Source organism: Agrobacterium sp. Ap1 (assembly GCF_017313375.1).
Classification (GTDB): Bacteria; Pseudomonadota; Alphaproteobacteria; order Rhizobiales; family Rhizobiaceae; genus Neorhizobium; species Neorhizobium cellulosilyticum.
Map to the genome: position 1 here is coordinate 1 of NZ_JAFLMY010000011.1, position 11973 is coordinate 11973.

Below are 11973 nucleotides of genomic sequence, written 5' to 3' on the forward strand. Positions count from 1 at the left end.
GATGCCCTCATGCGCATCTGAGACGGCGAGCTTGACGCCACGCAGACCCCGCCTGGTCAGCTTTCGAAGAAACTCGGTCCAGATCGCCTCGGCCTCGGACGTGCCGATCTCCATGCCGAGCACTTCGCGTCGGCCGTCGGTGTTGACGCCGACGGCAATGATGACTGCAACAGAGACGATGCGCCCGCCACGCCGGACCTTCAAATACGTCGCGTCAATCCAGAGGTAGGGCCATTCGCCTTCGATGGGCCGGTCGAGAAAGGCCTTCACCTTCTCGTCGATCTCCTCGCACAGCCGGGAGACCTGGCTCTTGGAAATGCCCGACATGCCCATGGCCTTAACGAGGTCGTCAACCGAGCGGGTCGAAACACCCTGGATGTAAGCCTCCTGAATGACAGCCGTCAGAGCCTTCTCCGCCATCCGGCGCGGCTCCAGGAAGCTCGGGAAATAGCTGCCAGTACGAAGCTTGGGAATACGCAGCTCGACGGTGCCCGCCCGTGTCTCCCAATCCCGGTCGCGATAGCCGTTACGCTGGGCCAGTCGGAAGCCATTCTTCTCGCCATAGCCCGCACCGGTCTTCGTGCCGACCTCCAGCGCCATCAGCTTCTCGGCAGCAAAGCCGATCATCTCGCGCAGCAAATCGGCGTCGGCGCTCTTCTCAACGAGTGAGCGCAGGTTCATCATGTCGTCGGTCATCGGTGGTGTCCCTCAGGTTGGCTCTAAGCAACCCGACCCTACCGGAAATCACCGATGGCTATGAAATCCAGCTACACCACTCCATGGGACACGATCAATTAATGGACATGGTGCACACGTCAATCGATGGAATTCTGGACATCCGGTTACGTAGTCAGTTCCAAGTGTCGATAAACATCGCAATTACTCTGCAAATAGTCCTGCTGGGGTTGTTTTGTTCCCCCCGCGCTCCGATGAGATTTACCATATCCCGAAACGCCTTTATCCCCGCAAGTGCGAAGTGTTGAACTATTCTAAATTGGAATTACATTGAAATTCGAAAGTGCTAATTAATCCGCCATCTCCTCTTGGTCCGGATAACAAGCATCACGTTAAAGTGTCAGGAGTTAGTGGTGTTTATAGCCGATACGAACTCTCCCGAATCTCTCTCAATCATTCGTGGTGACACTGGACGTCGAACAATGGTTCTCGTTGCAGAACAAGGATTGTTGATGGAATGTCTTGCAGAGACACTACGCCGCCGATTTCCAGAAATGCAGGTGGCGACGTATGCAAATCTGGCTTATTTCCCGGTCGACGTTGGTACAGATACGCGCCTCATTCTCTTTCACTATCAGGACAAGGCCCAACTGGGCGAGTTAATTCGTCACCTCAAGCAAATCGACCACAGTCTATCCATCGGTATCGTCATAAACGATCACGAAGAAAGCGATCGCAATCTGCAGAAACTGGCAGCCGCCCAGCAGATTGACGGTGTTCTTCCACTGAATTTGCGCCTGGACGTTTTTCTTGCGGCCATCGATTTGCTGATAAAAGGCGGGGAACATTTTCCTTCCGCTTTGCTGCAGCACCTGAGTGTTAACGGGGCGGGTTATGGAAGCCCCTCAAAATTTCGCGTCGAACCACCCCATCATCCGGGCCACGCCAATTGCGAGCCGTTTATGCTGACCACACGTGAAGTGGAAATTCTCGACCTAGTGTGCAAGGGAACCCAGAACAAGATAATCGCCGGCCTGCTGAAACTGTCGGAAAACACGGTCAAGGTGCATATCCGAAACATCTACAAGAAGATGCATGTACGTAACCGTACCGAAGCCGCTTCACGATATTTCGATTACGAGGGACGAACCGGATTCGAGCCATCGCTACGCTGATCCGCGCGATGCGTTACCGCAGGAAGCAGTGCGCTTTGCGTCCAAAGCCGCTCGGCGTGCAGATATAGGGCGCGCTCCCGAGATAGGACGATGATCCCTGCGGATCTGCGTCTTCACCCGTATCATCCCTCATGGCAATGGCAACAGGCTTTGCGGAAGAGAAGGCGTAGCTATTCGCCTTGAACGAGCCTGCCGCGACCGCACTGACAGCCGGCACTTTCTTGGCGCCCGCTTTGTTGTCTGCCACGTCGCCATCCACGACCGAGCAGGATGAGAGGACCGCGCACAATCCGGCAAAAAACATTGGACGAATTGAATTGCTGTTCCTGCTCACGATGGGCTCCGGGGTGTTCAACTGTAATCGCCGCCTAGGCTAATCCGTTTACATTAGCAAATCATGCACGCATGGAACACCTGGCGGAAAGCCTAGCCCATACGGGTTAATCCGCCTCGGCAATTAACCTTAATCCCCTCCTAAATTCGTGTAATCATGGAGTTTTTTGTTTGACGAGATCAAAATTTAGGCAGCTAATTCGGTTAAGAGAGCGTTAAAGTTTTCCAGCGTTTTCTTCAAACGAACCACGCAGATAGCATCCAAGCGAACCCGCTTGCTCCTTTCAACTCTGGAAATATCGACCGGCAGGCCGCGTCTGCCGGAGGAGGTAGGTTTATGCGTAAAATCGGGATTACGGCTCCAGGTCTGGCGGATATTGCAACAAGGCCTCTGCCACGATACGTGCTCGTGACGGGCGGCGCGGGCTTTCTGGGATCGCACCTATGTGAAAGACTTCTTCAGGATGGCCATCGCGTCATCTGTTTCGACAATTTCTCGACCGGGCGCCGTAGTAACGTCAGCCACCTGATGTCCAACCCGGATTTCAGTGTCATCGAACAGGATGTCCGCGATGCCTATGATGCCGATGTCTCTCTGATCTTCAATTTCGCCTCCCCTGCCTCGCCACCGGACTATCAACGTGATCCTGTCGGCACGCTATTGACTGGCGTGCTCGGAGCACTTCATGGCCTCGAACTGGCCCGGCTGCACGGTGCAACCATCGTACAATCGTCCACATCCGAGGTTTATGGCGATCCGCTGCAGCACCCACAGCAGGAAGCTTATTGCGGCAACGTCAACCAGATCGGCCCGCGCGGCTGCTATGACGAAGGCAAACGCTGCGCCGAAACACTGCTTTTCGACTACCACCGCAAATACCGGACCGACGTCAAGGTTGGCCGAATATTCAACACCTATGGGCCGCGCATGCGCCTCGATGACGGCCGGGTCGTTTCGAACTTCATCGTCCAGGCCCTGACCAACCAAGATATCACGATCTATGGAGACGGCATGCAGACACGCTCGCTCTGCTATGTCGACGACCTGATCGAGGCCTTCATTCGTTTCTCCAATGCCGGCCCCGACGTCATCGGGCCGATCAATCTCGGCAATCCGGTCGAAATACCCGTCATTGAGCTCGCCGAACTCGTACTGGAACTAACGAATTCGCGCTCACGGATCATCCACATGCCCGCAGTGATCGATGACCCCAAACAACGCCGCCCGGATATTGGCCTTGCGCGCGAAAAGCTCGGCTGGGAACCTCGCGTGCCGCTTCGTGAGGGCCTTTCCCGCACGATCGGCTATTTTGACGGCGTCCTTCGCTCAGCGACACCAGCCCAGCCGGTGGAGGTCGCCTGACATGACCGATACCGTCGTCGTGACCGGAGGAGCAGGTTTCATCGGCAGCCATGTCTGCAAGGCGCTTGCGGAAGCTGGTTTCCAGGTAATTGCCCTCGACAATCTCTCCACCGGTCACGCCGACGCAGTTCGCTGGGGGCCGCTGATCCGGCTCGATATCGCAGATTTTGAAAGACTTCGGCAAAACCTTGAGCGTTCCCATGTGCGCTGTGTGATCCACTGTGCCGCCAATGCCTATGTCGGCGAATCCGTCAACGATCCGCGCAAATATTACAGCAACAACGTCATCGGCGGTCTTTCACTGCTGAATGCATGCCTGGCGGCCGGCGTAGGTCACATGGTCTTCTCCAGCAGTTGTGCGACTTATGGGGTGCCGCATCAGCTTCCGATCCGCGAAAACTGTGAGCAGAAGCCGATTAACCCCTATGGTCGTACCAAGCTCGTTTTCGAGCATGCGCTCGAGGATTACGGCAGCGCTTACGGACTTAGCTACGTGGCCCTGCGTTACTTCAATGCCGCCGGAGCAGATCCTGCAGGAGATCTTTCCGAACGGCACGAGCCCGAGACACATCTGATCCCCCGCGCGTTGCAGGCCGCCGCAGGGCGGCTGAACCTGCTCGAAGTATTCGGCACTGACTACGACACCCCCGACGGCACCTGTGTCAGGGATTATGTCCACGTGTCCGATCTCGCTGATGCCCATGTCGCCGCAGTACGTCATCTTCTCGCCGGAGGCGATACGCTTCGCGTCAATCTCGGCTCGGGGCGTGGGACGTCAATCCGGGAGATCCTGCAGTCCATATCCCACCTCACGGGGCTGCAGGTTCCGGTCGCCTTTCACCCAAGGCGTGCGGGGGATCCGCCGATCCTGTTTGCCGATACGGCCATGGCACATTCAACGCTGGGCTTTGTGCCCTGGCGCTCCGACCTTGCCACAATCATCCGCACGGCCGGCCCGACATTTGGTCTGGAGATTGTCCGATGATGAGAAAGATCAACATCCCGGCCCGGCATCAGAACGTCGTCGATCAGTCGATGCTTGAACCCATCTTCTGCGGGCGGCAAAAGCTTTTCTACGGTATTGGTGCGTTCATATGGCTTGCTGCGGTCATCCATTTCTGGCGCTGGTGGCTGCAGCCGGAACATGTCGGCAACTGGCCGCTGTTCATATCGATGAGCGTCATTCTCGCTTGGATCACACTCATCCCGTTCTATTTCATCGCAATCTTCTTCGGCGCACGACGCATGAAGGCCTCCGTCCCGCCCCCGAATGGACGGATTGCCATGGTGGTCACCAAGGCCCCGTCAGAACCCTTCAGCGTCGTGCGCCGAACCCTGCTTGCTATGCTTGACCAGGTCGAAATGGACTATGATGTCTGGCTGGCCGACGAGGACCCATCCGAAGAGACGCGAAAATTCTGCAATGAGCGCGGCGTGTTCATTTCCACGCGCAAGGGCGTGGAAGCATATCATAGGTCCGAATGGCCGCGCCGCACGCGCTGCAAGGAGGGCAATCTCGCCTATTTCTACGATCAGTACGGTTATGACCGATATGACTTCGTTGCACAGTTCGATGCGGATCACGTGCCGGAACTCACTTATCTCAGAGAGGTGATGAAGCCCTTTTCCGATCCGGCAGTCGGTTATGTCTCTGCGCCGAGCATATGTGATGCCAATGCGAAAGAAAGTTGGGCAGCGCGCGGCCGGCTTTACGTCGAAGCGAGCCTGCACGGCGCCTTGCAGGTCGGATACAATAATGGATGGGCGCCACTATGCATTGGCTCCCACTATGCCGTGCGTACGAAGGCGCTGAAACAGATCGGCGGACTGGGTCCGGAACTTGCCGAAGATCATTCCACCACTTTGATGATGAATGCCGGCGGATGGCGTGGTGTTCATGCCGTCGATGCGATCGCTCACGGCGACGGCCCTGCCACCTTCGCAGACCTTGCCGTCCAGGAATTTCAGTGGTCACGCAGCCTGACGAGCCTGCTGCTGCAATATTCGCCGCATCTGATCGGCAGGCTGCCTTCAAGGCTGAGGTTTCAGTTCGTCTTTTCGCAACTGTGGTATCCGCTGTTTTCCCTCTTTATGGCGGTCATGTTTGCCATGCCGCTCCTTTCGCTGGCGACCGGCCGTGCATTCGCGGAGGTAAGCTATGCGCAGTTTCTGCAGCATTTCATGCCCCTCTCGATCGTGCTCGTCGGGCTGGCATTCTTCTGGCGTTCAACGGGGCTTTATCGTCCATGCGGTGCCAAACTGTTCGGCTGGGAGGGCATGCTCTTCCTTTTGGTCCGCTGGCCATGGTCGCTGGCCGGTACCCTGATGGCGGTTCGTGACACCCTCGGCAGCCGCTTTGTCGACTTTCGCATTACGCCCAAGGGCCAGCAGTCGCGAATGCTACCGACAAGGATCATTCTTCCCTATCTCGCCCTGGCCGCCTGCAGCGCGGCGGCCATGGTCGGCGCACCGGAGGTGAACGAGACGCGTGGTTTCTATATCTTCGCAGCGATCAACACGCTTGCCTATGCGACAGTTGCGACATTGATCGCCTTCAGGCATGGCCGGGAAAACGGCATGCTCACAGTGGCGCGGGCCAAAGGCATCACGATGGCATCCCTTTGTGCTGTCGCTGCCGTTCTCGTCGGCGGCGGGCAACTGGGCCAACACGCCGTAGGCTCCGTCGAGGCACTTTCCTACGGCCAGAACATCGTCAGCTTCAGCGAAACACGCTTCACCGTGGCAGGCGCCGGTCATCGCAGCCGGACCAAGATCACGACGTTCCGTTTCCACTGGAACGGCTTTGGTGCGCAACAGGATATCTAGACCGGTTTCTCACCCGGATGTTTGCGTTGAGAACAAGGAGGAGACAATGAAACAGAAACATCTATGGCTGGCTGGCGTCTTCCTCGTCACCGTCCTGGGGCCTTTGCCTGCCCTGGCCGAGAAGACGTTTACACCGCCGGCGACCGCCCCCGTTCCGGCCTCGGAACTGAAGGCGATATACGGCGACAGGACTTGGCTTTGGAGCGCGGGCGGAGGACGGTTCGATACCGGTGACAATCGTTTCTCCGCCTATACACGTGAAGGCGGCAAGCCGTCGGTGGGCCAGGGACGCTGGGTCGTTGATGACAATGGAAAGCTCTGCATTCTGGCAAAATGGTATGCCAGCAACAGCAACGCGCGCGCTGCGACCTGTTTCGGCCATGTCAGGATCGGCGATACCATCTTCCAGCGGCGCCATCCCTTCGGTCACTGGTATGTGTTCCGCCATGCGCCGGAGCGTAAGGGCGATGAATCTGCCAAGATTGTCAGCGCCGACACGGTCGCATCGCATATTCGCAAGTGGCAGGCATCAACATCTGGAAATTGACGGAAGGAGGCCCGTTATGAAATCGATCGACAGACGACAATTCGTCGGAGCAGGCATAGCGACCATTGCAGTGGCTGGCGCCTGTCATTTTGCCCTCGCACAGGGGGAAAACCTGTTATCGGCGACCGCCGGTAGCCGTATCCGGGACAAACGTCCGACAGTGCATACGCCGGGACTGAGGTTCGGCGCCTATGATCCGCACGGAGATTTTGCCGAACAGGCGAATGTAACGACCGAGGCGTTGTTCATGCCCTGGGAGGATGTAGACCTATCGTCATTACCCGCAGCCGACGCTTATGCCCTGCAACGCAAGCGTAACCTGCTGATCACCGTGGAGCCGTGGTCATGGGACGAAAATTTCCGTCTCACTTCCGGCGAGCTCCAGACACGTATCCTCAATGGCACATACGATCGGAACATGCGCGAAATCGCACATCTGATCGGACAGCTGAAGAGCCCGGCCGTCGTTCGCTGGGCGCAGGAAATGGAAGATCGTGAAAGTCGCTTCTCCTGGGCAGGCTGGAGGCCTGACGCCTATATAACCGCCTACCGCAGAATGATGGATATCGTCAGAAAGGAAGCGCCGAAAGCGCAGTTGATGTGGTCGCCCAAGGGCGTTCCCGGCTTGCGGGACTATTATCCCGGCAGCAATTACGTCGATTATGTCGGCCTGTCGGTTTTCGGGCTCGAGGCATTCGACAGGATTGCCCACGGAAATCCGCGCAGCTTCAGCGACAGTCTTCTTCAGGGATACGGTCTTGTCGAAGAATTCTCCAAACCCGTCTGGGTGGCCGAACTGGGCTATGAAGGCGGCGACGGCTATCTGACTGCTTGGATGGGCGACGTCACACGAGATCGCGAAGAATTTCCGCTTCTTGAAGAGGTCGTCTATTTCAATGACCGCGAGGTTCATCCTTGGCCCTATAACCTAGGCAAACCGGATTGGAGGGTCGTACGAACCGGTAGCTTGGGGTAGCGGATAGACACTGCGATGAAAACCGATTGTGCGTTGGTGATCTGGGCATCTTCTCGGCTGAAATCCACTTTGCCGCCAGAAGTAGCTGCTAAAGCGGCACTGTCGAACCCTAAGGCGAATGGGTACATCTCAACGAGCCGTGAGCCGTGCAACAAGTAACTGGGAGATGGATGCCGATGGAGCATGCCAGGCATTCAATGCAATAGACGAGTTAGGCACAGGTTGCGGTTTGAAACAGTTCGGCTGCTTTAACCGACAATAATCGGCTATTGACTGTGCATCACTATTCGATGATCAGCATTTATCCCGCTCTGTTTTGTAATGAAGCAACAGGGCTTATTGTTCAATGGGTGGTCAACTTCCCGATTTCGGCTGAAAGCTGGTCTTGGGTGTACGGCTTTCCAAGGCGCGCAAAATCGAGCCCCACGCCCGGCGGCAACTCCGCATAGCCGGAAGCGATCAGGATTGGCAGGCTCGGCAGCACGGCTCTCGCCGCCATTGCAAGCTCACCGCCGTTCATTCCTGGCATAGAGAAATCGGTGATCATCAGGTCGAAGCCGTTGCCATCACCGAGACACTCGAGCGCCTCGCGGCCGGAATGCGCCTCGACGACATCATGTCCCAGATCGGTTAGCATGTCCGCCGAGCTCATGGCGATAAGCGCGTCATCATCGACAAGCAGGATCCGCAGGGGCCTTGCTGCGGCTGCGGCCTCCTCAACCGCCATCTTAACGACATCCGGCCGGATTTCGTCGTCATTCGACACGGGGATCCACAATTCGGCGGTGGTGCCTACACCCACTTTGCTGGTCAGCTTCAGATCGCCTTTGAGCTGCAGTGCCAGCCCATGGATCATCGAAAGGCCAAGACCTGTGCCCTTGCCAAGTTCCTTGGTCGAAAAGAACGGTTCGACGGATTTTTTCAAAGTTGCTGCGTCCATGCCCACCCCCTGGTCGGTGACGGATACAACGACATAGCGGCCAGCCGAGAGTGTCCCTTGGGGAGTGACCTGTTCCGCTTGCCTGAGCTCGATCCGAAGGGAGCCGCCTCCCGGCATGGCGTCTCGGGCATTGACGGCAAGATTGAGCAGGGCGAGTTCGACCTGGTTCGAATCCGCGGATACCGATGGCAGATGGTCCGGAACGATAATTTGGATTAGAATGGTGGTGCCGACCGAGCGCTTCAGCAAATCCTCCAGGCCAAACACAAGTCCACGCAGATCTACCGGACCGATCTGGAGATCTTGCCGGCGGGCAAAGGCCAGCAGTCTCTGGGTAAGCGATGCGCCGCGCCTAGCGCCCTGCATGGCTCCGTCGATCAGCCGTTCTGCCTTGGCATCTCCGGCATCATGCTTTCGCAAGAGCTCGAGATTACCAAGCACCGCCATCAGCAGATTGTTGAAATCGTGCGCAACACCGCCGGTCAGCTGGCCAATCGCCTCCATCTTCTGGGCCTGGCGCAATTGCTCCTCTGCGTGCTGGCGCTGCGAGATCTCTGCCATGACGATGGCGTGGGCGTCTTCGAGCTCCTTCGTTCGTTCAAGAACCCTTTCCTCCAGCACTTCGTTCAGACGACGCTGCTGCTCCTCTTGGCGAATGCGGTCTGTAATGTCTGCCGATACGCCGACCAGTTTGATGGCTTGGCCGGCACGGTCCCGATAGAGCTGCGCACGAATCTCTGCCCAGTGTTGTGAGCCATCCGGCCAGATCGTGCGGTAATCGATCGAATAGTCTCGGCCTGTTGTGATCGTCAGATCAACCGACGCTCTCATTCGCTCGATGTCGTGGGGATGGATACTGGCAATCAGGTCCTCGTAAGTGAAATGCTCCTCTGAGCCACGACCAAAAACGCTCCGACATGTCGGCGACGTCGTCAGTACCATTGTGGCGAGGTCAAGCTCCCAGGCACCAAGGTGGCCAGCTTCCAGTGCAGTCTGCAGGCGCCGTTCACCTTCGTCGAGCGCCTCGATCCTGAGGCGCGCCTCGAATTGGCGACGTCGTCCCCGCAATGCTGAACGGGCGACACTGACGAATGTTGTGGCGTGAAACGGCCGCTCGATGAAGCTGACATTGCCGAGCACTTCCGACAGGCGAGATGCAGCCGGATTGCGCTCCGGCCCTCCGCCGCGATTTGTCAGGATAATGAAAGGAAGATCGGACCAGCTTGGCTGCCTCTTGATCCAAGCCGAAAGCCCGCGCAAGTCGCTTGATCGCACCGCCTCTTCCGTGACGACGGCAAAAGACACGTCGTCACCAAGCGCCTCGACAAACCCGACAAGGTCTGGGATGACGCGACTTTCGATGCCTGCCGCTGCAAGGAGGGAGGCAGCGATCTGAGCATCGCGGCCGCGCGGGGCATGAATCAGGCCAATGGCGTTGCGATTAGGAATTGTTGCGGTCCTCGTCAGAAAGCGCCATCAGGGGGCCGCGTTCACCGACAAAGGTCGGCACGCCGCGTAGCACGCCCTGAAAGCCGGAAAGCGCCTCGCCGACAGTAAGGCCAGCATTGCTGATCTTGAATTCGCGTATCGTGTCCTCATGTCTGCCAGTACGTTTCTTGATCACCGAAATAGCACGCCTGACCTTACCCATGGCTTCGAAATAGCGGAGCAAGATGACCGTGTCGGCAAGGTAGGTCACATCAACCGGCGACTTCATGTCCCCGACAAGACCATGCTGTGCCACGGTCAGGAATGTGTTGGCGCCCTGTCGATTAAGATACTGCAACAGCTCGTGCATGTGCAGGATCAGAGCATTTTCGCCGGGCATGGATGCCTGATATCCGTTGATACTGTCGATGACGACGGTCTTGGCATCGAAACCCGCGACCCGATCACGGACGCGCTGTGCGAATTCACCGGGCGAAAGCTCTGCGGCATCGAGCTGTTCGATGTGGAGGAGACCTTCGTCTCGCATCTGTTCAAGATCGAGGCCCATGGCCTTGGTCCGCGCGAACAGCAGGCCAAGCTCCTCGTCGAAGAGAAACACCCCCGCTTTTTCTCCGCGCTTGACCGCGGCCTCGACAAACTGCATAGAAAAGAAGCTCTTGCCCGTGCCGGCCGGGCCTATCAGCAGCGTGCTGGAACCTCGCTCGATGCCACCGCCAAGCAGGTCGTCAAATTCGGCAATACCACTCTTCAATGTTGTGCGCTCGAAGTTGACCCTGTGCTCGACTGCCCTCAAGCGAGGGAAGACGGCTACGCCGCCTGTCCTGATAATAAAGTCATGATAGCCACCGCGAAAGGCTTGGCCACGATATTTGATGACCCTCAGCCGCCGGCGTTCCGCCCCATAGTCCGGAGCAAGCTGCTCCAGATGAACAACACCATGAACGACGCTGTGGACCGTCTTGTCGAACTGATCGGATGTCATATCGTCGAGCAACAGAACCGTTGCTTCTGAGCGCGAGAAGTAATGCTTGAGCGCCAAAATCTGTCGGCGATAGCGAAGCGAGCTTTGTGCAAGGAGGCGGATTTCGGACAGGCTGTCGATAACGACACGATGCGGCTTCACCCGCTCAAATGCCTCGAAAATCAGCTTAGTTGTTTCACCAAGCTCCAGATCAGACGAATAGAGCAAGCTCTGCTGCTGATCCTCGTCGAGGAGGCTTTCGGGTGGAACCAGCTCAAAAATTTCGATCGTGTCGCCAAAGTCGATGCCATGTGAGAGTGCACTATCCCTAAGCTCGTCTTCCGTCTCGGACAGACTGATATAAAGACACCGCTCCTTGAGTGAGGCGCCCTCAAGGAGAAACTGCAACGCAATAGTCGTCTTTCCGGCACCAGGAGATCCTTCAAGCAGGAATACATGACGACGGGTCAGGCCTCCGGCAAGAATATCATCCAGACCTTCAACGCCTGTCCGTGCTTTTTCCGTCTTAAGGTCTGTCATGTGCTCTCCTTGAGACCATGTGAATTAGTGTGCTACTCCAACCAAACAAGGCAGTGCCCCATAAACCTTTACCTGTCGGGGCGCTCGAATTTACGTGCGCTCGCGACACATAAACGAGCGATAATCCGTGTTTGTTTCATTGGCTGGCCAACTGTGACGTTGCGCTCAAGTAAGGGGATCTGCAGATC

At 57.1% G+C, this 11973-nt stretch carries 10 protein-coding genes and 1 pseudogene; 7 read left to right on the plus strand and 4 right to left on the minus strand.

The features are described 5' to 3' along the window. Positions 1 to 696, minus strand: a 696-nt coding sequence (locus JZX87_RS19950) for an IS256 family transposase (protein WP_206827517.1), incomplete at its 3' end; no start/stop codon positions are given. A 737-nt stretch (positions 697 to 1433) separates the two neighbouring features. On the opposite strand from JZX87_RS19950, the pseudogene JZX87_RS32035 reads away from it, so the two are divergent. Beyond that, a pseudogene (locus JZX87_RS32035) lies at positions 1434 to 1551 on the plus strand (DNA-binding response regulator); the annotation flags it as partial. 86 nt (positions 1552 to 1637) lie between these two features. Continuing rightward, the gene (locus JZX87_RS32040; RefSeq protein WP_394353699.1) at positions 1638 to 1850 is read left to right on the plus strand and encodes a response regulator transcription factor; all 213 of its coding nucleotides are present in this window, start codon (positions 1638 to 1640) and stop codon (positions 1848 to 1850) included. Positions 1851 to 1863: 13 nt separating this feature from the next. On the opposite strand, the gene JZX87_RS19960 is transcribed toward JZX87_RS32040, so the two are convergent. Next, positions 1864 to 2097, minus strand: coding sequence for a hypothetical protein (locus JZX87_RS19960; protein ID WP_183829940.1), 234 nt, complete (start codon positions 2095 to 2097; stop codon positions 1864 to 1866). A 423-nt stretch (positions 2098 to 2520) separates the two neighbouring features. Here JZX87_RS19960 and JZX87_RS19965 point away from each other — a divergent pair, with 423 nt between their 5' ends. Genes JZX87_RS19965 through JZX87_RS19985 form a run of 5 tightly spaced genes read left to right on the plus strand, consistent with a single transcriptional unit; the run spans position 2521 to position 7895 of the window. After that, positions 2521 to 3546, plus strand: a complete 1026-nt coding sequence (locus tag JZX87_RS19965; protein WP_206827519.1) for a UDP-glucuronic acid decarboxylase family protein — start codon at positions 2521 to 2523, stop codon at positions 3544 to 3546. 1 nt (position 3547) lies between these two features. Continuing rightward, positions 3548 to 4531, plus strand: coding sequence for a UDP-glucose 4-epimerase GalE (gene galE, locus JZX87_RS19970; RefSeq protein WP_183829946.1), 984 nt, complete (start codon positions 3548 to 3550; stop codon positions 4529 to 4531). After that, entirely contained in the window at positions 4528 to 6372 is a 1845-nt protein-coding gene (locus tag JZX87_RS19975) for a glycosyltransferase (protein ID WP_206827520.1), read from the plus strand. Before galE ends, JZX87_RS19975 begins: the two co-directional genes overlap by 4 nt. A 46-nt stretch (positions 6373 to 6418) precedes the next feature. Next, positions 6419 to 6919 carry a DUF995 domain-containing protein gene (locus JZX87_RS19980; RefSeq protein ID WP_206827521.1) on the plus strand — a complete coding sequence of 167 codons (501 nt, stop codon included), beginning with the start codon at positions 6419 to 6421 and terminating at the stop codon, positions 6917 to 6919. 16 nt (positions 6920 to 6935) lie between these two features. Next, positions 6936 to 7895: a glycoside hydrolase family 26 protein gene (locus tag JZX87_RS19985; RefSeq protein WP_286194961.1), complete on the plus strand. Its 960-nt coding sequence runs from the start codon at positions 6936 to 6938 to the stop codon at positions 7893 to 7895. Between the two features lie 343 nt (positions 7896 to 8238). Here JZX87_RS19985 and JZX87_RS19990 read toward each other — a convergent pair whose 3' ends face one another. Together JZX87_RS19990 and JZX87_RS19995 are read right to left on the minus strand one after the other, a co-directional pair. Then, positions 8239 to 10302, minus strand: a complete 2064-nt coding sequence (locus tag JZX87_RS19990) for an ATP-binding protein (protein ID WP_286194971.1) — start codon at positions 10300 to 10302, stop codon at positions 8239 to 8241. Continuing rightward, positions 10277 to 11785, minus strand: a complete 1509-nt coding sequence (locus JZX87_RS19995; RefSeq protein WP_206827523.1) for an ATPase domain-containing protein — start codon at positions 11783 to 11785, stop codon at positions 10277 to 10279. Before JZX87_RS19995 ends, JZX87_RS19990 begins: the two co-directional genes overlap by 26 nt. Positions 11786 to 11973 lie beyond the last annotated feature (188 nt).

Excerpts from the sequence above, each read along its gene's own strand:
- JZX87_RS32040 (WP_394353699.1), top strand. The coding sequence starts at position 1,638 with ATGCTGACCACACGTGAAGTGGAAATTCTCGACCTAGTGTGCAAGGGA.
- JZX87_RS19965 (WP_206827519.1), top strand. The coding sequence starts at position 2,521 with ATGCGTAAAATCGGGATTACGGCTCCAGGTCTGGCGGATATTGCAACA.
- galE (WP_183829946.1), top strand. The coding sequence starts at position 3,548 with ATGACCGATACCGTCGTCGTGACCGGAGGAGCAGGTTTCATCGGCAGC.
- JZX87_RS19975 (WP_206827520.1), top strand. The coding sequence starts at position 4,528 with ATGATGAGAAAGATCAACATCCCGGCCCGGCATCAGAACGTCGTCGAT.
- JZX87_RS19980 (WP_206827521.1), top strand. The coding sequence starts at position 6,419 with ATGAAACAGAAACATCTATGGCTGGCTGGCGTCTTCCTCGTCACCGTC.
- JZX87_RS19985 (WP_286194961.1), top strand. The coding sequence starts at position 6,936 with ATGAAATCGATCGACAGACGACAATTCGTCGGAGCAGGCATAGCGACC.
- JZX87_RS19995 (WP_206827523.1), bottom strand. The coding sequence starts at position 11,785 with ATGACAGACCTTAAGACGGAAAAAGCACGGACAGGCGTTGAAGGTCTG.